At 71.0% G+C, this 22,546-nt stretch carries 22 protein-coding genes; 6 read left to right on the forward strand and 16 right to left on the reverse strand.

Annotation, left to right across the window (positions count from 1 at the left end; all coding sequences use genetic code 11):
• Positions 1 to 569 precede the first annotated feature (569 nt).
• The 3 genes from ABZ260_RS11825 to mraZ all read right to left on the reverse strand — a co-directional run bounded on the left by ABZ260_RS11825 (position 570) and on the right by mraZ (position 2,722).
• On the reverse strand, positions 570 to 1,013 hold the full coding sequence (locus tag ABZ260_RS11825) for a hypothetical protein (protein WP_355615893.1): 444 nt from the start codon (positions 1,011 to 1,013) through the stop codon (positions 570 to 572).
• Positions 1,014 to 1,071: 58 nt separating this feature from the next.
• Positions 1,072 to 2,064 carry a 16S rRNA (cytosine(1402)-N(4))-methyltransferase RsmH gene (gene rsmH / locus ABZ260_RS11830; RefSeq protein WP_350924515.1) on the reverse strand — a complete coding sequence of 331 codons (993 nt, stop codon included), beginning with the start codon at positions 2,062 to 2,064 and terminating at the stop codon, positions 1,072 to 1,074.
• 226 nt (positions 2,065 to 2,290) lie between these two features.
• Positions 2,291 to 2,722: a division/cell wall cluster transcriptional repressor MraZ gene (mraZ, locus tag ABZ260_RS11835; RefSeq protein WP_350924513.1), complete on the reverse strand. Its 432-nt coding sequence runs from the start codon at positions 2,720 to 2,722 to the stop codon at positions 2,291 to 2,293.
• 491 nt (positions 2,723 to 3,213) lie between these two features.
• Here mraZ and ABZ260_RS11840 point away from each other — a divergent pair, with 491 nt between their 5' ends.
• The 3 genes from ABZ260_RS11840 to ABZ260_RS11850 are packed head-to-tail and all read left to right on the forward strand — an operon-like array spanning position 3,214 to position 7,855.
• The gene (locus ABZ260_RS11840; RefSeq protein ID WP_350924511.1) at positions 3,214 to 4,191 is read left to right on the forward strand and encodes a MoxR family ATPase; all 978 of its coding nucleotides are present in this window, start codon (positions 3,214 to 3,216) and stop codon (positions 4,189 to 4,191) included.
• On the forward strand, positions 4,188 to 5,444 hold the full coding sequence (locus ABZ260_RS11845) for a DUF58 domain-containing protein (protein ID WP_355615895.1): 1,257 nt from the start codon (positions 4,188 to 4,190) through the stop codon (positions 5,442 to 5,444). The genes ABZ260_RS11840 and ABZ260_RS11845 overlap by 4 nt, the downstream gene beginning before the upstream one ends.
• Positions 5,441 to 7,855: a DUF3488 and transglutaminase-like domain-containing protein gene (locus tag ABZ260_RS11850; protein WP_355615897.1), complete on the forward strand. Its 2,415-nt coding sequence runs from the start codon at positions 5,441 to 5,443 to the stop codon at positions 7,853 to 7,855. The genes ABZ260_RS11845 and ABZ260_RS11850 overlap by 4 nt, the downstream gene beginning before the upstream one ends.
• Positions 7,856 to 7,964: 109 nt before the next feature.
• Here the strand turns inward: ABZ260_RS11850 and ABZ260_RS11855 are convergent, their stop codons facing one another.
• The 7 genes from ABZ260_RS11855 to ABZ260_RS11885 all read right to left on the reverse strand — a co-directional run bounded on the left by ABZ260_RS11855 (position 7,965) and on the right by ABZ260_RS11885 (position 14,062).
• A complete protein-coding gene (locus ABZ260_RS11855; protein ID WP_030909878.1) occupies positions 7,965 to 8,366 on the reverse strand; it encodes a DUF3040 domain-containing protein in 402 nt (133 codons plus the stop codon).
• Positions 8,367 to 8,513: 147 nt separating this feature from the next.
• Positions 8,514 to 9,734, reverse strand: coding sequence for a DNA polymerase IV (gene dinB, locus ABZ260_RS11860; protein WP_355615932.1), 1,221 nt, complete (start codon positions 9,732 to 9,734; stop codon positions 8,514 to 8,516).
• A gap of 55 nt (positions 9,735 to 9,789) precedes the next feature.
• Positions 9,790 to 10,548 carry a methyltransferase domain-containing protein gene (locus tag ABZ260_RS11865; RefSeq protein ID WP_355615899.1) on the reverse strand — a complete coding sequence of 253 codons (759 nt, stop codon included), beginning with the start codon at positions 10,546 to 10,548 and terminating at the stop codon, positions 9,790 to 9,792.
• 286 nt (positions 10,549 to 10,834) lie between these two features.
• Entirely contained in the window at positions 10,835 to 11,245 is a 411-nt protein-coding gene (gene nusB / locus ABZ260_RS11870) for a transcription antitermination factor NusB (protein ID WP_350924503.1), read from the reverse strand.
• Positions 11,245 to 11,805, reverse strand: a complete 561-nt coding sequence (gene efp / locus ABZ260_RS11875) for an elongation factor P (RefSeq protein WP_343979490.1) — start codon at positions 11,803 to 11,805, stop codon at positions 11,245 to 11,247. The genes nusB and efp overlap by 1 nt, the downstream gene beginning before the upstream one ends.
• A gap of 26 nt (positions 11,806 to 11,831) precedes the next feature.
• Positions 11,832 to 12,899 (reverse strand): aminopeptidase P family protein, encoded by a 1,068-nt coding sequence (locus tag ABZ260_RS11880; RefSeq protein ID WP_355615902.1) that lies wholly within the window; start codon positions 12,897 to 12,899, stop codon positions 11,832 to 11,834.
• Positions 12,900 to 13,021: 122 nt separating this feature from the next.
• Complete coding sequence (locus tag ABZ260_RS11885) at positions 13,022 to 14,062, reverse strand: LLM class F420-dependent oxidoreductase (RefSeq protein ID WP_355615904.1); 1,041 nt, start codon at positions 14,060 to 14,062, stop codon at positions 13,022 to 13,024.
• Between the two features lie 160 nt (positions 14,063 to 14,222).
• Here ABZ260_RS11885 and ABZ260_RS11890 point away from each other — a divergent pair, with 160 nt between their 5' ends.
• Positions 14,223 to 15,128, forward strand: a complete 906-nt coding sequence (locus ABZ260_RS11890) for an endonuclease/exonuclease/phosphatase family protein (protein ID WP_355615906.1) — start codon at positions 14,223 to 14,225, stop codon at positions 15,126 to 15,128.
• Positions 15,129 to 15,312: 184 nt separating this feature from the next.
• Here the strand turns inward: ABZ260_RS11890 and ABZ260_RS11895 are convergent, their stop codons facing one another.
• Genes ABZ260_RS11895 through ABZ260_RS11910 form a run of 4 tightly spaced genes read right to left on the reverse strand, consistent with a single transcriptional unit; the run spans position 15,313 to position 19,132 of the window.
• Positions 15,313 to 15,942: a nucleotidyltransferase family protein gene (locus ABZ260_RS11895; RefSeq protein WP_355615908.1), complete on the reverse strand. Its 630-nt coding sequence runs from the start codon at positions 15,940 to 15,942 to the stop codon at positions 15,313 to 15,315.
• Positions 15,939 to 17,081 carry an XdhC family protein gene (locus ABZ260_RS11900; RefSeq protein WP_355615910.1) on the reverse strand — a complete coding sequence of 381 codons (1,143 nt, stop codon included), beginning with the start codon at positions 17,079 to 17,081 and terminating at the stop codon, positions 15,939 to 15,941. Before ABZ260_RS11900 ends, ABZ260_RS11895 begins: the two co-directional genes overlap by 4 nt.
• Positions 17,074 to 18,282, reverse strand: coding sequence for a VWA domain-containing protein (locus ABZ260_RS11905; RefSeq protein ID WP_355615912.1), 1,209 nt, complete (start codon positions 18,280 to 18,282; stop codon positions 17,074 to 17,076). Before ABZ260_RS11905 ends, ABZ260_RS11900 begins: the two co-directional genes overlap by 8 nt.
• Complete coding sequence (locus ABZ260_RS11910) at positions 18,266 to 19,132, reverse strand: MoxR family ATPase (protein ID WP_355566971.1); 867 nt, start codon at positions 19,130 to 19,132, stop codon at positions 18,266 to 18,268. The genes ABZ260_RS11905 and ABZ260_RS11910 overlap by 17 nt, the downstream gene beginning before the upstream one ends.
• A 185-nt stretch (positions 19,133 to 19,317) precedes the next feature.
• On the opposite strand from ABZ260_RS11910, the gene ABZ260_RS11915 reads away from it, so the two are divergent.
• A complete protein-coding gene (locus tag ABZ260_RS11915; RefSeq protein ID WP_355615915.1) occupies positions 19,318 to 20,658 on the forward strand; it encodes a potassium transporter TrkG in 1,341 nt (446 codons plus the stop codon).
• Positions 20,651 to 21,319, forward strand: a complete 669-nt coding sequence (locus ABZ260_RS11920; protein ID WP_355566978.1) for a TrkA family potassium uptake protein — start codon at positions 20,651 to 20,653, stop codon at positions 21,317 to 21,319. The genes ABZ260_RS11915 and ABZ260_RS11920 overlap by 8 nt, the downstream gene beginning before the upstream one ends.
• A 114-nt stretch (positions 21,320 to 21,433) precedes the next feature.
• On the opposite strand, the gene ABZ260_RS11925 is transcribed toward ABZ260_RS11920, so the two are convergent.
• Together ABZ260_RS11925 and ribH are read right to left on the reverse strand one after the other, a co-directional pair.
• A complete protein-coding gene (locus tag ABZ260_RS11925) occupies positions 21,434 to 21,892 on the reverse strand; it encodes a PH domain-containing protein (RefSeq protein ID WP_350953534.1) in 459 nt (152 codons plus the stop codon).
• A 131-nt stretch (positions 21,893 to 22,023) separates the two neighbouring features.
• Entirely contained in the window at positions 22,024 to 22,494 is a 471-nt protein-coding gene (ribH, locus tag ABZ260_RS11930; RefSeq protein WP_355615917.1) for a 6,7-dimethyl-8-ribityllumazine synthase, read from the reverse strand.
• Positions 22,495 to 22,546 lie beyond the last annotated feature (52 nt).

Genomic DNA, 22,546 nt, shown 5'->3' on the forward strand with positions numbered 1-22,546 from the left:
GCCGGAGGTGGAGGCCCGGCCGGAGCCGCCCGAGGCGGACGGCCTCGCGGCGGAGCCCGACCCGCCGGTCCGCCCTGCCCCCTGGCCCTTACCGGGTCCTTCGGCGGAGGATCGCCCCCTGGCCGCACCGGACGCCTTCTCGTCTCCCTGTCCTCTGGCCGGAGGACCCGCCCGGCCGGAGCCCGTGGTGGACGGTCTGCCCGAAGAGCCCGCGCGACCGGAACCGGACGACCTGCCCGAGGAACCGGGCCTACCCGGCCCGTCGACGCCCTGCCCCCGGCCGGCGGAACCCGCACGGCCGGCGCCAGAGGAACCAGACGATCTCGACGAGCCGGACCTGCCGGACGCCGGGGGCCTGCCCGGGGAGGCGGGCCCGCCGGGGCTGTCGGGGACACCGGGAGCACCGGAAGGCCCGGTGCCATCGGAACCGGGCTTGCCGGGGACGTCCGAGGCTCCGCCGGGACCGCCCGTCCGGCCGGGGCCGCCGGGAGACCGGCGGCCGGAGTTTCCCGCCGATCCGCCCGAGGAGCCGCCGCGGCCCTGTCCGGGCCCTCGTTCGCCGCTCTCTCTCACCGGCCCGTGCCCGGCACTCGCTCCTGCCCTGCGGGCGTCTGACCGTCGCTGGCGGCCCTGCTGGCGGGTTTGTCGGGGTTGATGACGCGCGCGGTGTCCCAGTCGGGCCCAAGCCCCTGGTACTCGTTGTTCTTCGCGACCGCGTCGGGCATCTCCCTCCGCATGTTCTCGCTCTGCTTCGCCTCTTTCTCGATGCGCAGCCCGCTGATCTCCTTGCGCAGCCCGTTGGCCCGGAAGGAGTCCTTGGCGAGCACGGCGTTCAGCAGCAGCAGGCTGACCAGGCCGCCGCAGAGCAGGCCGACCACGAGCAGCAGGAAGGGAGCCCTCGGCGCCCGCGCGCGACGGGCCGCGGGAGCCGCCTGGGCCGGCGCGGCCGGACCGGAGACGGGCCTGACCGGACCGCTGCGGCGCCCCTGCGGCATCGCGCGGGGGACACGCACGGGACGCGCGCCGCGACCGGGCACGGCACGGCTGGGCGCGGCACGTCGGACGTCTGTCTCACTCCTCGTCAACTGCCTCACGGATCCTCTCTGCCGCCCGACACCGGGCAGAGGCCGCCCGCGGGTTGCGGGCCACCTCCTCTTCGCTCGGAAGCTCGGCTCCCCTCGTCAGGAGCGCGAACCGCGGCTGGTGAGCCGGCAGCGGGACAGGGAGGCCAACAGGGCCGGTGTCCCTGGTCCGCGCGGTGATGACCTGCTTTGTCAGCCGGTCCTCGAGGGAGTGGTACGCGAGCACGACGACGCGCCCGCCCAGCGTCAATGCGTCGAGCGCGGCTGGGAGCGCGCGTTCCAGCGCCGTCAACTCCGCGTTCACCTCGATCCGCAACGCCTGAAAAGTCCTTTTAGCGGGGTTGCCCCCGGTCCTGCGCGTAGCCGCGGGGATCGCCGTCCGGACGATCTCCGCAAGCCGCTTGGTAGACGTTATGGCCTCCCTGGCCCTTTCCTTGAGGATTAGATGCGCGACACGCGGGGCGAATCGTTCTTCTCCGTAATCCCGCAGGATCCGGATCAGCTCGGCGGCCGGATAGGTGTTGACCACGATCTCGGCCGTGAGCTCCTCGTCACGGTCCATCCGCATGTCCAGCGGCGCGTCGTAGGAGTAGGCGAAACCACGCTCGGCCTCGTCCAGTTGCGGGGAGGAGACCCCCAGGTCGAACAGGGCCGCGTCGACCCGGGGGTGGCCGGCGTCGGCCAGCACCTCGGAGAGCTCGTCGGAGACCGCGCGCACCAGCGTGATCCGGTTCGCGTACGGCGCGAGCCTGGCCGTGGAGCGCTCGATGGCGGTGGGGTCGCGGTCGATCCCGATCAGGTGAAGCGAGGGGTGCGCGGCGAGCAGCGCCTCGGCATGGCCGCCGAGTCCGAGGTTGGCGTCGACGAGCACCGGGGCGGGGCGGGCCAGCGCCGGAGCGAGCAACTCCAGCACCCGGTCGAGCATGACCGGGACGTGCCCCCCCGGCGCCTGGAGATCATGGCTGTGGTTCTCGGCGCGCATGAAGCGCAACCCTCCTTATTTCCCGCCCCGTCCCGTGGACGCGCGGCGGACGCTCATCGGTGTCTTGAAACTGGCCCCCACCCCCGGGGCCGTCCGGCCAGGTCCCCATCCGCACCCGCGTATCCGTCCGTCACCTGACACCGGGGAAGGTGCATCAGCTGACGGGCAGGTGGTTGCGGGTGGAGACCTCGCCGAACGACGTTTTACCGATGAGTCGACCGTGGAGTCACAAAATCCCTGGCAGCACCTCCTCCGACAGATCGGCGAAAGCCTGCTCTTGGTCGGCCAGATAGGCGCTCCAGGCGTGCGCGTCCCAGATCTCCAGCCGGGTGTTGGCTCCGATGACCACGCAGTCACGGCGCAGGCTGGCGTATTCGCGCAGAGCCTGCGGAACGGTGATCCGTCCCTGCTTGTCGGCGACCTCGTCGGATGCGCTGGCGAAGAGGACACGACTGTAGTCACGGACCGCCTTGGCGGTCACCGGCGCGTTGCGCAGAGCCTCGGTTATGCGCTGGAACTCCTCTACGGGAAAGACGTAGAGGCAACGCTCCTGGCCTTTGGTGATCACCAGACCCTCCGCCAGCTCCTCACGGTACTTCGCCGGCAGGAACAGCCGTCCCTTCTCATCGAGACGCGGGTGGTGAGTGCCGAGGAACATCGGCTCCACCTCCCGTGCCCAGCGGAAAACCAGGCGTCGCGGCCTTGCCCTCCACTGCGCACCACCATACTCCACTTCTCTCCACCGTCAACTGATTCCGCGCCTCTTCACGGCAGGTTTCGTCGACATTTCCCCAGTTCAAATGGGGTGGTGCGGAGTGGAGGGGGTAAGCGGCCCGTCATACGTCATGGGCGTGTCGGGAAGATTGCCGAATAGTCCAAAGATCATGAAATGGACTGTAAGGCGGTGAAGAATGATGGAAGGTGAAACAGCACCATGCCCGTCACAGGATCGACACGTCACTCGCACAGGAACGCGACGATCATGGCGCACACTGTGGCTGATCACCCGAAATCATCCTTGATGACCACATAAGGTCGCCGTTGGAACGCGCGGCGCCGTAGGGTCGTAAACAGAATGAGTAACGGGATCGCAAAGATTCCGCAACGGCAACCCCCGGCGCACAACCGCCGCATCCTCATGGAGGCCTGGTGGCAGTAACTCATGACGTCTCACCTCAGCTCGATGATCTTGTTGTCACCGCGCACCGGATCCGCCAGTCGATCGAATCGGTGATCGAAGGCAAAAGTGACGTCATCCGCCTGACCTTGACCGTACTACTCGCCGAGGGCCACCTGCTCATCGAGGACGTGCCCGGAGTCGGCAAGACCATGCTCGCCAAGGCGTTGGCGCGCTCCATCGACTGCCCGGTGCGCCGCGTGCAGTTCACCCCCGACCTGTTGCCGAGCGACATCACCGGAGTGAGCGCCTACAACCAGCAGACCAGGGAGTTCGAGTTCAAGCCGGGCCCGGTCTTCGCCAACATCGTGGTGGGCGACGAGATCAACCGTGCCTCCCCGAAGACCCAGTCGGCGCTGCTGGAGTGCATGGAGGAGCAGCAGGTCACGGTCGACGGGGCGACCTACCGGCTGGACTCCCCCTTCATGGTGATCGCGACACAGAACCCGATCGAGATGGAGGGCACCTACCCCCTGCCCGAGGCTCAGCGCGACCGGTTCACCGCCAGGATCGCGATGGGCTACCCGGCCCCCTCCGCGGAGCTGGAGATGCTCGACGTGCACGGCGCCGCCTCCCCGCTGGACAAGCTGGAGCCGGTGGCCACCACCGAAGAGGTGCGGGCGCTGATCGAGGCGGTGCGCGGGGTCTACGTCTCCCAGCCGATCAAGAAGTACGCGATCGACCTGGTGACCGCCACCCGCCAGTCCCCCGACCTGAGGCTGGGCGCCTCTCCTCGCTCGACCCTGCAACTGGTCAGGGCCTCACGGGCGCACGCGGCGCTCGCCGGTCGCGACTACGTCATTCCCGACGACCTGCAGGAGCTGTCCATCCCCGTGCTGGCGCACCGGCTGCTGCCCAGCATCGAGGCTCAGGGGCAGCGCCGCCCGCCCGAGCAGGTGATCGCCGACCTGGTCCGCCGGGTTCCCGTTCCCGAGGCCCAGGCCCGGTGACCTCCGGCCTCAAGGCGCTCACCGCCCGCGGCCGGTCCTTCATCGCGTCCGGCGTCGCGGCGCTGCTGTGCGCCTTCCTCCTCGGCGAGCACGACCTGCTCAGGATCGGCGTGCTGATCGTCTCGCTGCCGCTGCTGGCGGCCATGGTGGTCGCCCGCACCCGCTACCGGCTGAGCTGCGCGCGGCGTCTGGATCCGCCCAGGACCGAGGTGGGCAGCGAGGCCACCGTGACGCTGCGGCTGGAGAACGTCACCCGGCTGCCGACCGGTCTGCTGATGGTCGAGGACACCGTTCCCTACGCCCTCGGCGCCCGGCCCAGGTTCGTGCTGGACCGGGTGGAGCCGCAGGGTATCCGGGAGATCGACTACCGGGTCCGCTCCGACCTGCGCGGCCGCTTCACCATCGGCCCGCTCTCCATCCGGATCAGCGATCCCTTCGGCCTGGTCGAGCTGACCAGGTCGTTCACCATCAGCGACACGCTGATGGTGACGCCCCAGGTGGTGGCGCTGCCCCAGGTCCGTCTGGTCGGCGAGTGGACGGGCGGCGGTGACAGCCGTACCAGAAGCGTCGCGGCGGCGGGGGACGACGACGTCGCCCCGCGCGAGTACCGGCAGGGCGACGACCTGCGGCGGGTGCACTGGCGCTCGACCGCCAGGCACGGCGAGCTGATGGTCCGGCGCGAGGAGCAGCAGTGGCAGAGCAGAGGTGCGCTGCTGCTGGACACCCGGCGGTACGCCCACCGGGGTGAGGGCCCGCGCTCGTCGTTCGAGACCGCGGTCTCGGCCGCCGCCTCCATCGGCGTGCACCTGGCCCATGAGGGTCTCGGCCTGCGCCTGGTCACCGACCAGGGGGCCGAGCACCTCACCGACAGCGGGCTGAGCCTGTCGCTGCTGGACACCCTGGCCGTGGTACGGGCCAGCCCGGCGCGGTCGCTGGAGTACGGCGTCGGCGCGCTGCGCCAGGGCGGCGGCGACGGGCTGATCGTGGCCGTGCTCGGCAGGATGGACCTCGACCAGGCCCAGGAGCTGGCCAGGGTCAGGCACGGCAACATGACCGGCGTGGCCGTGATGCTGGACGTGGCGGGATGGGATCATCCCGAACTCGGCGAGAACGAGGACTTCCAGGCGGCGCGGGCGGTGTTGACGGGGACGGGCTGGCGCGTCGTGCGACTGGCCGCCGGCGCCTCCGTCGCGAGCGTGTGGCAGGACGCCGCGCAGCGCGGGCGATCCTTGGCGAGCAGGGGCAACGCATGAGACTTCCCATCGCGTCGGGCGTGGCCACGGGAGCGGTCGCGATCGCGCTCTATCCCCTCTTCCAGGGCGGCGCCTGGTTCTGGACCAGCCTCGGCGCGATCCTGGTCGTGACCGGGATCGGCGTGCTGGCCGGCCACTACAGGCTGCCCGGCTGGCTGGTGCCGCCCGCCCAGGTGCTCGCGGTCTGGATCTACCTGACCACGGTGTTCACCGGCGACGAGGCGTGGGCGAGGGTGGTGCCCACGAAGGAGTCGGTCCTGGCACTGGCCGAGCTGCTGGCGACGGGCTTCGCCGACATCCAGCGGTTCGCCGCCCCCGTGCCGGACAGCGACGGAATCGTCCTGCTCACCTGCGGCGGCGTCGGCCTGATCGCGATCACCGTCGACCTGCTGGCCGCGCGGCTGCGCAGGGCGGCCCTCACCGGGCTGCCGCTGCTGGCGCTGTTCGTCGTCCCGGCGGCGGTGGTCGCCGAGCCGATCAGCTGGCCGGCGTTCATCATCGGTGCCCTGGGCTATCTCGGCGTGCTCGTCGCCGACGGGCGGGAGCGGGTCAGCCACTGGGGCCGGGCGGTGCTGGTGCGCCGGACGTCCTCCTTCACCGTCACGCGGCCCTCCTCCGATGCCGGGAGGCTACGGCTGTCCGGCAGGCGCATCGGTTTCACCGCGATCGTGCTGGCCGTCCTGCTGCCCTTGCTGCTCCCTCCGCTGGAGCCCAACCCGCTGTTCTCGTTCGGGGTGGGCAACGGCAAGGGTGGCGGCAACTCGATCAGCATCCCGAACCCCATCGTCAACCTGCGCGGCCAGCTGTCGCTGCCGGAGAACTCCACGGTGCTGACCTACACGGCCAGCGACGGCGCGGCGCGCTACCTGCGGATGTACTCCCTCGACGTCTTCGACGGCGAGCAGTGGACGATGTCGGAGCCCAGGGGCCGCCCCGAGGACCGGACCTCCGACTCACCCATGCCACCGCCCCCCGGCCAGGACGTGGACGTGCCCGTCACGCCGGCGACCCTCGACATCACGGTGAGCGAGCAGGTCAGGAGGCTGAGTTTCCTGCCACTGCCCTACCCCGCGTCCAGGGTCACGGTGGAGGGCGACTGGCGGCCCGACCGCGACACGCTCATGGTCTTCTCCACCAGGAACACCGCCGAGGGCCTGACCTACCAGGTGGTCACCGCCGAGCCCGAGCCCACGGCGGAGAAGCTCAGGGCGGCGGATCCGGCGGCCCCGGCGATCAAGGAACGGTACCTGGGACTGCCGGAGAGCCTTCCCGAGGAGATCAGGGAACTGGCCACCCGGGTGACCAAGCGCGACTCCAGCCAGTACGAGCAGGCGATTCAGCTGCAGGAGTTCTTCACGAAAAAGGGCGGGTTCACCTACGACCTGTCCACTCAGGGGCACGACGGCCCGGCGCTGACGGAGTTCCTGATCCGCAACAGGATCGGCTACTGCGAGCAGTTCGCCGCCTCCATGGCGGTGCTGGCGCGCGTCCTGGGCATCCCCTCCCGGGTCGCCATCGGCTACACCGGAGGCGGCAACCTGTCCGGGCAGTGGCAGGTGCGCACCCATGACTCGCACGCCTGGCCCGAGCTGTACTTCGAGGGAACCGGATGGCTCCGTTTCGAACCCACACCGACGGGCGGGGCGGGCCAGGGCAGCGCGACGGTGCCCTCCTACACCCGGCCCGAGGTGACGTCGGCCACCCCCGACGAGCCGATCACGGCCCCGTCGGCGGACCCCGGCGACTCCGACCCCACCGGCGGGGCGGCGGCCGGCCGCCGTGACCGGACGCTCGACCTCGACTCCGGCGGCCTGCCGATCGCACTGGACGAGGGCATGCCGCCGGCCGCGCGAATCGGCATCGGAGTCGTGATCGCGCTGCTGGTCGCGCTGATTCCGGCGATGATCCGCTGGCAGCTACGGGCCCGCCGCGGCAGGTACCACACCCGGCAGGTCAGGGATCCCGACGGCGAGGATCCGACCGGCGCCACGGCAGTCAGGGTCATGCGGCGGGAGTCGGCGGTGCGGGCGTCCTGGGCCGAACTCGATGACGTGCTGTGCGACTACGGGATGTCACGGCAGCCGAGTGAGAGCCCGCGCGCGCTGGCCAGGCGGCTGACGGAGCAGTACGGGTTCGAACCGGAGGCCGCCGCCGCGCTGGGGAGGATCACCTCGGCGGTGGAGCGGACGCTCTACGCCAGGACCCCGGGTGAGACCGGCACGCTCCGTGCGGACCTGCGAAGTGCGCGGCGGGCGCTGGGCGCCACCGTGACCCGTGGCAGGCGGATCAGGGCTGTGCTGCTGCCGCCCTCCACGCTCCTGCGGATGCGGGGGCTCGGCGGGCGGGCGCTGGACGGCTTCGACCGGCTGGAGAACATCCGGCTCCGCAGGCCGACCGGGAAGGGCGCCTGAGCAGGGCGGGTTCACCGGATGGCAGGGGCCGCTTCCAGTCGGGAGCGGCCCTCGTCGTCAGGGGGTCGGGGAGGAGATCCGCCGCCGCGAACGGCGGCGAGCCCGGCGGCTAGTGCTCGTCGTTACGACGGCGCCAGCGCTCCTCCATGCGTTCCATGAAGCTCTGGCGGGAGCCACTGCGGCGTCCCCCCTTGCCTCGCGGCTGATCGGACGGTACGGCCGCGCCGGCCTCACCGAACCCGTTCATCCGCTTCCAGCTGGACAGACCCCACAGACACGCGGCGAGCATGACCACGAAACCGCCGACGCCGAGCGGGATGTTGATGATCACAACGCCGACCATCAGCAGGACGACACCCAGGATGAAGCCGATGGAGGCCTTCACCAGGCGGCGCCTGTAGTGGCTGCGGGGATCACTGATCCTGACGGTATTGGCCCACTTCGGGTCCTCGGCGTAGAGTGCCTGCTCGATCTGGTCGAGCAAGCGCTGCTCGTGCTCAGAGAGCGGCACGGCGCCTCCCAAGGACAGCCCCAGGACGGGGAAGACGGTGACGGACGACACGGGGTGTCCGAACCTCGCGGTCGGTTATCCCCAGAATACGAGGCTGTAGACGTAGACGAAAGAAAACGTCCAACGTAGTCCAAACCGGAGGCCGCGTCATGGATCTATTCCATCAAACGGCGGGCGAACAAGGGAGGCCGGGAGCACCGCATTGTGACCGAATCTGCGGGCGGCCCTGTCCATCGCCTGCTCGGCTTCCCGCCAGCCCGTCTCACGCTCTCCGAGGCCGAGCTGCCTGCTCGCCCCGTCGGCCGGGCTGAGGTTCTCCACCCGGACTCCGACCAGCCTCAGCTGGACGTTCTCCAGGCCGGAGGCGGTGTAGAGGGCGCAGGCGACGTCGTACAGGATCTTGGCTACGTCTGTGGGCTCGCGCAGGCTCCGGGAGCGGGACAGGGTGGTGAAGTCGGCGCGGCGGAGCTTGACGCTGACCGTGCGGCCGACGCTGCCCCCCTGCCTGAGTCTGGCCGCGACCCGCTCGGAGAGCCGGAGAAGCTCCCTGCGGATCTCCACGGGGTCTGCGATGTCTGTGGCGAATGTCTCTTCCGCGCCGATGCTCTTGTCGGGAACGTGCGGGGTCACGGGGCGCTCGTCACGCCCCCAGGCGAGCGCCGCGAGGTGCTCGCCCGCCGCCTGCCCCAGCTCGCGCCGGAGCGTGTCCACCGGGACCCTGGCGAGATCGCCGACCGTCTTGATGCCGAGCCGGGCCAGCGATCGCTCGGTGCGCTCCCCGACACCCCACAGCGCCGCCACCGGGAGCGGGTGCAGGAAGTCGACCACCCTGTCGGCGGGAACCACGAACAGTCCGTCCGGCTTGCAGTGGCGCGAGGCGAGCTTTGCCACGAACTTGCTGTTGGCGACTCCCACGGAGCAGGTGACGCCCTGCTCGCGCACGACCTGTTCACGGATCATCCGGGCGATCTCCGCCGGGGGGCCGAGGCGCTTGCGTGCCCCGCCGACGTCCAGGAACGCCTCATCGGAGGCTATCGGCTCGACCTCGGGGGTGAAGGTTTGGAAGATCTCCATGACACGCCGGGAGACCTCCGCGTACTTGCCGCGGCTCGGCGGGATGATCACCGCGTGAGGGCAGAGCCGTCGGGCCCGGGTCATGGGCATGGCCGAGTGCACCCCGAACCTCCGGGCCTCGTAGGTGGCGCTGAGCACCACCCCGCGCGCGCCGGGCGCGCCGATGATGACGGGGGTTCCGCTGAGCTCGGGGCGATCGCGCAGCTCGACACCTGCGTAGAAGGCGTCCATGTCGACGTGGAGGATCGGGCAGCCGGTGTCGTCCGTCCCCAGGTCCGATTCCGGACGCGGCATCTGCTGCTTTCTCGACACGACGCCATTCTACGGGAACACGCGTTCGATGTGGTGTTCACCGGTGGCCAAGCACATGCAGTTGGGTCGCGATGTCGCGGAGAACCGGGTGCGCCGCCGCCGCCTGCTCCAGGTCGACCAGGGCGCGTGCGGCTCCGGGTTCTCCGTCGAGCAGCCTGCTGGGCACCAGGTCGGCGAAGATCCGCACACCGTGCACCTCGCCGGGCGCGAAGCCGGTCACGGCGAGAAGCCGCTCCAGTGCCTCGCGGGTGAAGCGCCTGGGGGTGGGGTCGCGGTCGCCCCAGCGGCCCTCGGGGTCGTCCAGGACCCGGCGGGCCTCGTCGAAGCGCCCGGCGAAGGCCCGATGCAGCGCGGCGGCGAGCGGGTTCGCGGCGAGCACGCTGATCACGCCGCCCTCGCGCAGCAGGCCGGCCATGGCCGTCACCGCGCCGACCGGATCCTCCACGTACTCCAGCACGCTGTGGCAGAGCACCAGGTCGGTGCCACCGCTCGGGAGCAGCTCCCCCAGGTCCGCGGCGTCACCCTGCAGGGCGCGCACCTCCACCCCCGCCTCCGCCGCGCGGCGCTCCAGCGCGGCGAGCGAGTCGGGGCTGGGGTCGACGACCGTCACGGCGTGGCCCAGGTCGGCCAGGGGAACGGCGAAACCACCCGTGCCGCCCCCGGCGTCGACGATGTCGAGCCGGTCACGGCCCGTCGCGGCCACCCGTTCGGCCAGCACGGCGCTCAGGACGTCCCATACGACCGCGGTGCGGACCGCCGGGGTGCCTGCGTGCCGTGAGATGCCTACGGCGTGCAACTTCAGATCGCCTCCTCATACGTGACGAGCCCAGCCTACGCCGCGCGTCCCCCGGCGCGGCCCAAGGACTATCCATACTCGTAATTGATCGAGTCTTTTTCCCCGTGCGGACGGACCCGGCCGGCGTGCCCGGGGGAAGGCGGTCGGATCCGCGGGGAAAGGGGGGCGTCCGGGGGAGGTGCCGGATGAGCGCCCGTCCGGGCTGCGGGGGTGTGCGAGTGGATGAGGAGCCGTGGGGATGTGCGCCGAGGCGGGGAGACGGAGATCGGCTCCCCGCGGGGCGCGGCTAGAGCGTCAGCGACGGCTTGAGCTGCTTGAACCTGGCCATCAGGCCGTTGACGAACTGCGGCGACTCGTCGGTCGACAGCTCGGAGGCCAGGCTGACCCACTCACTGATGACGACGCCCTCGGGGACGTCGGGCATCCACAGCAGCTCGTAGGTGCCGCCACGCAGGAGGTTGCGGTCGACCGCGGGCATGCGGTCGAGCGTCCAGCCGTCGGCGTAGGCGGTGATCAGCTCGTCGATGCGCGTCCGGTGCCTGCACACGCCTTCGACGATCGTCGCGGTGTATTCGTTCACGGGCGGCTCGGCCCGCTCCAGGCGCTCGGCGAGAACGCTGAGCGGGTCCTCGCTCCGTGCCTCCGCCTCGAAGAGGATGTCCAGCGCGCGCCTGCGCGCCTTACCCCGTGCCGACATCAGGCGCGGCCGAGATAATCGCCGGTGCGGGTGTCGACCTTGACCTTCTCGCCGGTGGTGATGAACAGCGGCACCTTGATCTCGGCACCGGTCTCCAGCTTGGCGGGCTTGGTGCCGCCGGTGGAGCGGTCGCCCTGGAGGCCGGGCTCGGTCTCGGCGACGATCAGCTCGACGGCCGCGGGCAGGTCGACGTAGAGGACGTTGCCCTCGTTGATCGCCACGGTGGCCAGCATGTTCTCCAGCAGGTAGTTGGCGGAGTCGCCGACCGCGACCCTGGAGACATGGAGCATGTCGTAGGTCTCGGTGTCCATGAAGACGTAGTCGTCGCCGTCCATGTACGAGAACTGCATCTCGCGCTTGTCGACGTTGGCCACCTCGACCTTGACGCCCGCGTTGAAGGTCTTGTCGACGACCTTGCCCGATAGCACGTTCTTGAGCTTGGTGCGGACGAACGCGCCGCCCTTGCCGGGCTTGACGTGCTGGAACTCCACGACAGCCCAGAGCTCACCGCCGTCGAGCTTGAGCACCAGGCCGTTCTTGAGGTCGTTCGTCGTCGCCACTAGTTCTCTCCTGCGTACGGCCGCTCTTAGAGGACGAGCAGCTCTTTGGTCGTCCGGGTGAGAAGTTCCGGCCCGCCATCACGCGCCACGAGCGTGTCCTCGATGCGGACACCGCCCCTGCCGGGAAGATATACCCCAGGTTCAACCGTGACCGGAACTCGGTCCTCTATTCTAGCGTGCTCGTGGTCAGGCTCTGGCTTTCGCGGAGACAGGAACGGCATCTCGTGGATCTCCAGCCCGACTCCGTGGCCGAGGCCGTGCTTGAAGAACTCCCCGTATCCCGCCTCGGCGATCAGGTCGCGGGCCGCGGCGTCCACCTCGTGGAGCGCCGCACCGGTCCGCACGGCCCCGCGGCCGGCCCGCTGGGAGGCGCGGACCAGGTCGTACAGTTCGCGCTGCCAGCCGGCGGGCTCGCCGATCGCCACGGTTCTGGTCATGTCGGCGTGGTAGCCCCGGTACAGCGCCCCGAAGTCCATGGTGACCAGGTCTCCGCGCTCCAGCGGCCGGTCCGAGGGCGAGTGGTGCGGGATCGCGCCGTTGGGCCCGCTCGCGACGATCGTGTCGAAGGCGAGCCCGTCCGCGCCCAGCTCGACCATCCGGCGCTCCAGCGCCCTGGCCACCTCCTTCTCGGTCAGCCCCGGACGCAGTTCGGGCAGGACCTCGGCGAAGGCCCGGTCCGTGAGCTCGCACGCGGTGCGGATGAGATCGATCTCGGCGTCGTCCTTGACCATGCGCACCGACTCCACCAGTTTCGACAGGCGGAGCCGGTCGCCGCCCAGCCGGAAGTAGGTGGCGACGGACATGTGGTCGGCCTCGATGCCCGTCCGGCCGCTCTCCGGCAGCAGCGCCCCGGCGACGTCGAGTTCCTCGACCACCTCGATGTCGGCGCACAGCCGCCGGGCGGCCCCGATGTAGCGGGAGTCGGTGGCCAGCGTGGCGCCGGCGTCGGCCCGGACCAGGACCGCCGCGTTGGAGCTGGCCAGGCCGGTCAGGTAGCGCACGTTCACGCCGCCGGTGACCAGGATCGCATCCGCCTCGTGAGCGGGGAGAAGGGCCGCGAGGTTCTCACGGCGCCGTACGTGGATGACGGTCATGGCACGCATGTTATTGGCCGATTTGACCAATGTCGTCCTCTTGGCCCTATCTCGCCGGCCCCTCCCGGAACCGGAACCCGCCGATCGCACGCCCACCGGCTCCCGGTCTCCCGCGCGGCGGGTCAGGAGGCGAGTTCCCTGACCTTCTCGATGAGCCGCAGGCGCTCTGCGTGGGTGCGTCCCAGCGGGGCGACGTTGATGGTCGTGACACCCGACTCGCGCATCGCCTGCAGCCGCTCCCTGACATGCCCCTCCGAGCCGATCAGCGACATCTTCTCCAGCATCTCCCCCGGAACGAGTGCGGCTGCCTCGTCCTTCTTTCCCTCCAGGTAGAGGTTCTGGATCTGCTCGGCCTCCTTCTCGTAGCCGTACCTGCGGGCGAGGTCGTTGTAGAAGTTCCTGCCCTTGGCCCCCATCCCGCCGATGTAGAGGGCGGCCATCGGGCGGCCCAGCTCCAGCCAGCCCGAGACGTCGTCGCCGATGGCCAGCGACGCCTGGGCGATCACGTCCAGCTCTCCCAGCGCCGGGTCCCGCTTGGCCCGGCCCGCCGCCAGGGAGGCCCCCCACACCTCGGCGGCCTTCTCCGGCATGTAGAAGATCGGCTCCCAGCCCTCGGCCAGCTCGGCGGCCAGCTCGACGTTCTTGGGACCGATGGCGGCGATCACGACGGGGATGCGGTCGCGGATCGGGTGGTTGATGAGCTTCAGCGGCTTGCCGAGACCGGTCCCCTGGTCCGCGGGGAGCGGGACGGTGTAGTGCCTGCCCTCGTAGTTCAGGCGCTCACGCCGCCACACCTGGCGGCAGATCTCGATGACCTCGCGGGTGCGTCCGAGCGGGGCGTGGTACGGGACACCGTGGAAGCCCTCGATGACCTGCGGTCCCGAGGCCCCCAGGCCGAGGGTGAAGCGGCCGTCGGAGACGTAGTCCAGGCCCGCCGCGGTCATGGCCAGCAGGGTGGGGGTGCGGGAGTAGATCGGCAGGATGCCGGAGGCGATCTGCAGCCTCTCGGTCTTGGCCGCGATGTAGCCCAGCTGGCTGACCGCGTCGAAACTGTATGCCTCGGCGACGAAGACGATGTCGAGGCCGGCCCTCTCGTAGTCGGCCAGTTCGGCCACCGTCTCCTTGAAGCCTCCCGAGTAGCTCAGGGCCATACCGATACGCATCGTGAGATCGTCCTTCCGCAGCGCCGACGAAACCGAATGTTGTTCCGTTGCCTTGGCTGTAAAGGCTATCGACTCACCGCCGAAGCACCAAGCCCCGCCCGCCGGGCCGGTAGCCTACGCATTCCGGGGTAGGGGATCTTTGACGGCGACGAGGAGGGGTGTGCTGAGGCGGTCGATCATCGTGGTGGCGGGAGCCCTGGCCCTGACTCTTGGAGGGCACCGGCTCCTGCCGGAACTGGGCGGGTTCACCCCCGTGCTGGAGAGCCTCCTTCCCTGGCTCGGCGTCGCGATACCCATCCTGCTGATCTGCGCGCTGGCCACCCGCTCATGGCAGGTGATCTTCGCGACGCTGCTCCCGGCGATCGTCTGGGGCCTCATGTTCGGCCCGACGCTGCTGCGCAGCCCGCCCGGCGGCCCCAGCGACCTGTCGGTCGCCACGCTCAACGTGGGCGCGGCCAACGCCGACTCGGCCGAGGCCGTACGGTCGGTCTCCAAGGGCCGTGACCTGGTCGCGGTGCAGGAGCTGACCGCAGGAGGCCCGGCGGCGGAGATCCTCAGCGAACGCTTTCCCCATCACTACCGGATCGCCACGGTCGGCCTGTGGAGCCGGTTCCCGATCGTCGAGGCCCGCAAGGCCGACATCGGCCTCGACTGGGCACGGGCGCTGCGAGCGGTGGTCGCCACCCCCAAGGGGAGACTGACCGTGTACGTCATGCACCTCGCCTCCGCCCGGCCGGGCCAGACCGCGCAGCGTGACGAGACCCTCGCCTACGCCCGCAGGATGATCGACAAGGACGGCAGCGCGCGCCTGCTGCTGCTCGGCGACCTCAACACCGCCACCACCGACCGCAAGCGCTCCGGCCTGGTGCCGCCGCTGTCGGACGCCCAGCAGGAGGCCGGTACGGGGTTCGGCTTCACCTGGCCCGCGGCCTTCCCCGTCACCCGTCCCGACCACATCCTCTACCGCGGCCTGACCGCCACCGGGGCGGGCGTCGAGCGGGCTGCGGGCAGCGACCACCGCGCCGCCTTCGCCTCGCTGCGCCTGACCTCCCAGAAACCGGACTGACCGGACTGACCGGACTGACCAGCCGGGCCTGAGGGTCCGGAAGGCCCGGAGGGCTCGGGCGGCGAGGCCGGAACGGGCCCTTGGCTCCGGCGGGTCCGCCCAGGTGGGGCTCAGGGGGTTCGGGCGGCGACTCAGGCGGCGACTCGGGCGGCGAGGCCGGAACAGGCCCGTGAAGCCGCCGGGCTCAGCCGGGCCGGGCGGCTCGGGCGGCGACGTCGGAGCGGGCCCGCAGCGCCGACAGGTCCGCCGGGGTGTCGATGTCGGCGGGGTCCGCCACGTCGTCGCAGGGGACCGCGACGACCAGTTCGGGATGGGCCTTCAGGAACGGGCGTGCTCCGGCGTCGCCGGTCGCGAGCCGGGAGACCTCCGCGAAGTGCTCCCTGGCGATCAGCACCGGGTTCCGCCGCGCCCCGCCGTAGGTGGCGACGGCGACCGAGGCACCCCGCTCCGCGGCCCGGATGAGCCGCTCCACCGCCGCCGGGCCGACGAACGGCTGGTCCACCAGGCTGATCACCACGTGCTCGGCGGTGGCGGGGATCGCGTCCAGACCGGCCCTGAGCGAGGAGCCCATCCCCGAACTCCAGTCCGGGTTGTGGACGGTCAGCGCCCCCGGCACCCGGACGGCGGCCGCCCCGAGCACCACGACCACGGGCCGGCAGCCACCGTCCTGGAGCACCCTGACCCCCCGGTCCACCAGCCGCTCCCCGCCGAACTCCACCAGCGCCTTCGGCGTGCCGAGCCGCGAGCCGGACCCGGCGGCCAGCAGCAGCCCCGCGCTCACCGTTCCCGCCGGTTCCGCTCCGGCCGTACTCACGCGCCGGGCCCGTCGCCGTGAACCGGGTCATCGCCGTGAACCGAGCCGTCGCCGTGGATCCGGCCGGAGCCGTCGGTCAGCGGCCTGCCCGAGCCGCCCCAGCGCAGCTGGATCAGCTCGGCGGCGATGGAGACCGCGGTCTCCTCGGGGGTGCGCGCGCCCAGATCCAGGCCGATCGGCGAGCGGAGCCGCTTCAGCTCGGCCTCCCCCAGCCCCGCCCGCGCGAGCCTGGCCAGCCGGTCCTCGTGGGTACGGCGCGATCCCATGGCGCCGACGTAGCCCGCCGGGGTGCGCAGGGCCACCTCCAGCAGGGGGACGTCGAACTTGGGGTCGTGGGTGAGCACGCAGATCGCGGTCCGCTCGTCCACGGTGACCGAGGTGAGGTAGTCGTGCGGCCACTTGACGATCACCTCGTCGGCCTCGGGGAAGCGCTTGGCCGTGGTGAAGACCGGCCGGGCGTCGCACACGACCACGTGGTAACCGAGGAACTTGCCGATCCTGGCGACCGCGGCGGCGAAGTCGATCGCGCCGAAGACCAGCATCCGGGGCGGCGGCGCGAAGGACTGCACGAAGACCGACAACTCGTCGAGCCGCCGCTCCCCCTGTGCCCCGTACCTGCGGACGCCCGTCAGCCCCTGCGCCAGCATGCCCCGTACGTCGTCGTCCACCGCCTCGTTCAGCCGGTCCACCCCCAGGGAGCCCGAGGAGCGGTCCGGCCAGATCACCCGGCGGCTGCCCACCGCGCCCGGCCCGGACAGGATCGTCGCCACCGCCACCGGCTCGTGCCCGAGCACCGAGGCGGCGACCGACCCCAGCTCGGGGAAGGTCTTCGCAGAGACCGGCTCGACGAACACGTCCAAGATGCCGCCGCAGGTCAGGCCGACGGAGAAGGCGTCGTCGTCGCTCACCCCGTACCGCTGCAGGACGGGCCTGCCCGAGGAGACCACCTCCTGGGCCAGCTCGTAGACGGCCCCCTCGACGCAGCCACCCGAGACGCTGCCCTCCGCCTCGTCGCCGAGCACCGCCATGGACGCCCCCGGCGGCCGGGGGGCGCTGCGGAAGGTGTCGACCACGGTGGCCAGGCCGAACGTCTCTCCCGCCTCCCACCAGCGCAGGACCTGCGACAGAACATCACGCACGAGTGCCTCCCAGCAGCATTGCCAGCTCTTCGAAGGCGGCCAGGCTGTGCCCGGCCACGAAGTCGTCGATGTGCGGAAGGGCGGCCCGCATGCCGGCGGTGAGCGGCTGGTAGCCCTCCTGCCCCTTGTGCGGGTTCACCCAGATCACCCGGTGGGCCGTCCGCGACAGCCTGGCCATCTCCGCCCCCAGCAGCGAGACGTCGCCGCGCTCCCACCCGTCGGACGCGATCACCACCGTCGCGCCGGCCGCGTCGTTCAGCGCCAGGAGCCGCCGGAGTTCCGCACCCAGCCGGGTGCCACCGCTCCAGTCGGGAATGGCACGGGAGACGGCGTTCATCGCGGTGGCCGGGTCGCGGTGGCTCAGCTCGGCGGTGAGCCGCGTCAGCCGGGTGCCCGCACTGAACACCTCGGTGGCCCCGGGCTCCGACCTGACCAGCGCGTGGGCCAGGCGGAGCAGCGTGTCCGCGTACGGGGTCATGGAGCCGCTGACGTCGACCAGCAGCACGACCCTGCGGGGTCTGGTCCGGTGCGCGCGGTAGCGGAGACCGGCGATCTCCCCGCCCCTGCGCAGGGTCTCGCGAATCGTCGCCCTGCCGTCCAGCCGCCCCCGGCGCGAGGGCCTGAAACGTCGCGACCGGCGCCGTTCCCGGCCCGCCCGCAGCAGGGCGAGCAGCCGGTGTACCTCGGCCAGCTCCGGACCCGTCATCCTGGCCACGTCACGGGTGCGCAGCACCTCCGTCGCGCTCGCGGTCGCCGCGAGCGCGGGGGAGTCACCGCTCTCCTCCCGATCGGGCCGGGTCTGCGGCAGCGCCGCGGTGTGCCGGGTGACGGTGATCGCCGCCGGTCTCGCGCGGCCCGCGCGCCGCCCTTCGAAGTAGGCCGCGAAGACCCGGTCGTAGCGGGGCAGGTCGTCGGCCGAGGCGCACAGCGTGAGCCTGCCCGCCCAGTAGACGTCGGTGGGCTCCGCGGCGTCCAGGTGGGACAGGGCGCGGAGCAGGCCCTGGGTTCGCTCGTGATCGGCGGGCACCCCCGCGGCACGCAGGGTCCTGGCGAAACCGGTCATGACCGCGACCAGGTCCTCGCCGTTCCCGGCGGGAAGGGCGGCGCCGTCATCCGTGGCGGGCGGGCCGCCGGTGTCCCGATCCGCCGGAGCACCGGTCGCGCCGGTGGGGAAGCCGGGGCCGTCAGCGCCGGGCCACACCGAAGAATCCGTTCCCGAGCACGGTCTCGTGGTCCTCCCTGTGCTTGAGCAGGGCGCCCAGGGTGGCCGCCGCCACGTCGGGGTCGAGCTCACGGGATCCGAGAGCCAGGAGTGCCTCGGTCCAGTCGAGGGTCTCGGCGATCCCCGGCGGCTTGATCAGGTCGGCCTCGCGGAGCCGTCCCGTCGCGTGAGCGACCTGCTCGGCCAGGATCGCGGAACAGTCGGGGAGCCGCCTGCGCAGGATCGCCACCTCCCGCTCGAAGGAGGGGTGCTCCAGCCAGTGGTAGAGGCAGCGCCGTTTCAGGGCGTCGTGTACCTCGCGGGTGCGGTTGGAGGTCAGCACGACCACCGGCGGCCGCGCGGCGCGGACCGTGCCGAGCTCGGGGATGGAGATCGCGAAGTCCGAGAGCACCTCCAGCAGGATCGCCTCGAACTCCACGTCGGCGCGGTCGACCTCGTCGATGAGCAATACCGAGGGCTGGGTCTCGATCGCCTTCAGCAGCGGCCTGGCGATCAGGAACCTTCGATCGTAGACCTCCCCCTCCAGCCGGGCGGCGTCGGTGATCCCACCCGCCTCCGCCGCCTTCAGGTGCAGGAGCTGGCGGGCGAAGTCCCAGTCGTAGAGCGCCTGGGCGGCGTCCAGCCCCTCGTAGCACTGCAGGCGGATCAGCGGCGCCCCGAGCAGCGCGGCCAGGGTTCTGGCCAGCTCGGTCTTGCCGACGCCGGCCTCGCCTTCGAGGAGCAGCGGGCGCCCCATCCGCAGTGCGAGAAAGGCGGCCGTGGCGAGCCCGGTATCGGCCAGATACGACTGCTCGTCGAGCAGCTCCGCCAGCTGCGCGGGTGACTGCACGTTGGATGTCTCAATTGTCCGCCTGACCACCACCTCAGGTTACGCCCGGTGGTCGCGTTCTCGCGTTGTCGCGCCGCACCCGCGGCACCGGGAGGCAGCGGGAGGAACCGGCCCGGCGAGGCGGCGTCGGGTATCGAGGGCGGACAGGTCCACCGCCGCCCCTCGAAGAAGTATCCTCACCCCCTGTGAAGAACCTCCTCGGCCAGATCAACACCCCGTCCAGAGTCGTCGTGGTGGCGTTCCTGGCCGTGGTCCTCACCGGTACGGGGCTGCTGTCGCTACCCGTGGCGGTCGAGGAGGGTCAGCATGCCTCGTGGACGTCGGCCCTGTTCACCGCCACCTCCGCGGTCTGCGTGACCGGGCTGGCCATGCACGACACCGCGGCGCACTGGTCGCTCTTCGGCGAGATCGTGCTCATGGTGCTGATGCAGATCGGTGGCTTCGGGATCATGACGCTCGCCTCGATCCTGGCCGTGCTCGTCTCCGGCAAGCTCGGCCTGCGCGCCCGCCTGAACACCCAGGCCGAGACCAAGACCCTCGGGCCCGGCGACGTGCGACGGGTGATCGTGGGAGTCGCCAAGGTCACGCTGGTCGCCGAGGTGCTGACCGCCTCGGCGCTCGCCGCCCGCTTCGTGATCGGGTACGGAGAGCCGGTCGGCCGCGCCATCTATTACGGGATTTTTCATGCAATCTCGGCATTCACCAATGCCGGGTTCGCCCTCTGGTCGGACAGCGTCATGGGGTTCGTCACCGACCCGTGGATCTGCCTCCCGCTCGCGCTGGCGGTGATCGCCGGAGGTCTCGGCTTCCCGGTCTACGCCGTTCTGAGGGAGAACTGGCGTCGCCCGTCGCGCTGGTCGCTGCACGCCAAGATCACACTGTGGATGACCGCGGTGCTGCTGCTCGGCGGGACGCTGGCCATCACCGTCATCGAATGGAACAACCCCGGCACGATGGGCGGTCTCTCCCCGGGACTACGGATCATGGCCGGGTTCTTCCACAGCACGATGACCCGCAGCGGCGGCCTGAACTCCGTCGACACCTCCCAGATGAGCGAGAACTCCTGGCTGGTCAGCGACGTGCTGATGTTCATCGGCGCGGGTAGCGCGGGCACCGCGGGCGGCATCAAGGTGACGACGTTCGCACTCCTGGGCTTCGTGATCCTCGCCGAGCTGCGCGGCGAGCCCGACGTCTCGGCGGCCCGCCGCCGCGTCCCCGAGCAGCTCCAGCGCCAGGCCCTGACGATCGCGCTGCTGAGTGTGGCGTCGGTCGCGGTGGGAACGTTCGCGATGATGACGGCGACCCCCTTCAAGCTCGACCGCATACTGTTCGAGGTGATCTCCGCCTTCGGCACGGTCGGGCTGTCGACGGGGATCACCGCCGACGTCGGCACCGCGGGGCACCTGATCCTGACCGTCCTGATGTTCGTCGGGCGGCTCGGCCCGGTGACCCTGGGCGCCGCGCTGGCACTGCACGTCCAGACCCGTCGGTTCCGATATCCGGAGGAGCGTCCCCTCGTTGGTTGACAAGAAGAACCGCGGCGACGCGGTCGTGGTCATCGGTCTCGGGCGGTTCGGCGGCGCTCTGGCGGCGGAGCTGGTGAGCCGCGACGTCGAGGTGCTCGGCGTGGACAACGACTCCAAGAACGTCCAGCACTTCTCCGGCAGGCTCACCCACGTGGTGTGCGCGGACTCCACGGACCCGGACGCCCTCCGGCAGCTCGGCATCGCGGAGTTCGGCCGGGCCGTGGTCGGCATCGGCACCGACATCGAGGCGAGCATCCTGACCACCTCGATCCTGACCGACCTGGGAGTGTCGGACATCTGGGCCAAGTCGATCAGTCTGCAGCACAGCCGGATCCTGCAGCGGGTCGGCGCGCACCGCGTGGTGCAGCCGGAACACGACATGGGCGAGCGGGTCGCGCACCTGGTCATCGGGCGGATGCTCGACTATCTGGAGGTCGACGAGGGCTACGCCCTGATCAAGACCATGGCGCCCGGGTGGGCGGACGGCAAGAGCCTGGGCCGGCTGGGCATCCGCAGCGAGTACGGGGTCACCGTGGTCGGCATCAAGAAGCCCGGTGGCGGGTTCACCTACGCCACCTCGGAGACGGTGGTGCAGAGCGGCGACATCCTGCTCGTGGCCGGCGACACCGACAAGACCGAGCGGTTCGCCGAGGAGACCTGAGCACCGAGAACCCCGGCCGCGCGGGGTTCCACAGCGGCCCCGCAGCGACCCCACAGTGGCCCCACGGGGCTCGCCGGACCCGGCGCGTTCAGGCGGTGACGGCCCGCCGGCGGTTCAGCGGGCCTCGTCCGCCTCGCCGCGCTCCCTGATGAGGGCGGCGAGCTCGTGGACCTGGCGCATCGTGCGTTTCTTCTCCGACCCCTGCAGGCCCATGGCGCCGACCGTGATCCCGTCGGCGAAGTCGATCTTCGCCCAGGGCTCGTGGGCGGTCAGGGTGACCCCGAGCACCTCGGCCCACTCGTAACGGCGCACCCTCAGCGGGTTGACGACGGTGATCCCCCGCTCGTCGGCCTCCACCCGGCACCGCCCCAGCAGGTGGAGGGCCCCGGCGATCAGGAGGCCCAGCACGAGCATCCCGATCCTGTCGGCCAGCGTGAACGGCGCCGGCAGGAAGATCGCCATCAGGATGGCGCCGAGCGTGATCACGCCCGCGAAGCCGTAGGCCACGATCCGCCCGTTCTTGGGCCGCCAGACGACGGGCAACGGGGGCGGGGAGACGCTCTCCGGGCTCACTCTCAGATCACGATCCTTCGGGAAACCACCGATCAAAACGGCTGCGACGGCTGGTCACGGTGCCGATGGCAACCTATCGCACGTCCCCGCCGCACCGATCACACGGCGCGGCGGGGTGCGTCGGCGGTGCTCTAGGAGCGGAGTTCGCGCAGCAGCAGCGCCGCCTCCAGCGCCGCGACGGTGGCCTCGTAGCCCTTGTCCTCGTGACTGCCCGGCACCCCCGACCTGTCCACGGCCTGGTCGAGGGATTCGCAGGTCAGCACTCCGTTGCCGACCGGGACCTGCTCGTCGAGGGAGATCCGGGTCAGGCCCGCGGTGACGGAGTCGCAGACGTAGTCGAAGTGGGCGGTCTCCCCGCGGATCACGGCTCCGAGGGCGACGACCGCGTCGCAGCGCCTGGCCAGGGCCTGCACCACGACCGGGATCTCCAGCGAGCCGGCCACCCGGACCACGGTCACCGCCGCGCCGCTGTCCTCCCCCGCCTGTACGGCCCGCGCCACGAGCTGATCGGTGATCTCCTCGTGCCACCGGGCGGCCACGATGCCGACGGTCAGCCCCCGCGCGTCCACGGCCGACACCACCGGCCGTCCTGTCCCGCTCATCTGATCAACTCACTCCGCTCACGGTTCGCGTTCGCGAACACCCCGTCCATAC

The sequence above is a fragment of the Streptosporangium sp. NPDC006013 genome, assembly GCF_040614275.1.
Lineage (GTDB): Bacteria > Actinomycetota > Actinomycetes > Streptosporangiales > Streptosporangiaceae > Streptosporangium.

Bases quoted from the DNA above. Each gene is read 5' to 3' on its own strand.
- ABZ260_RS11880 (WP_355615902.1), bottom strand. From the start codon at position 12,899: ATGACCGTCATCCACGTACGGCGCCGTGAGAACCTCGCGGCCCTTCTC.
- dinB (WP_355615932.1), bottom strand. From the start codon at position 9,734: ATGCCGCGTCCGGAATCGGACCTGGGGACGGACGACACCGGCTGCCCG.
- nusB (WP_350924503.1), bottom strand. From the start codon at position 11,245: ATGTCGGCACGGGGTAAGGCGCGCAGGCGCGCGCTGGACATCCTCTTC.
- ABZ260_RS11885 (WP_355615904.1), bottom strand. From the start codon at position 14,062: ATGCGTATCGGTATGGCCCTGAGCTACTCGGGAGGCTTCAAGGAGACG.
- ribH (WP_355615917.1), bottom strand. From the start codon at position 22,494: ATGAGCGGGACAGGACGGCCGGTGGTGTCGGCCGTGGACGCGCGGGGG.
- rsmH (WP_350924515.1), bottom strand. From the start codon at position 2,064: ATGCGCGCCGAGAACCACAGCCATGATCTCCAGGCGCCGGGGGGGCAC.
- mraZ (WP_350924513.1), bottom strand. From the start codon at position 2,722: ATGTTCCTCGGCACTCACCACCCGCGTCTCGATGAGAAGGGACGGCTG.
- ABZ260_RS11850 (WP_355615897.1), top strand. From the start codon at position 5,441: ATGAGACTTCCCATCGCGTCGGGCGTGGCCACGGGAGCGGTCGCGATC.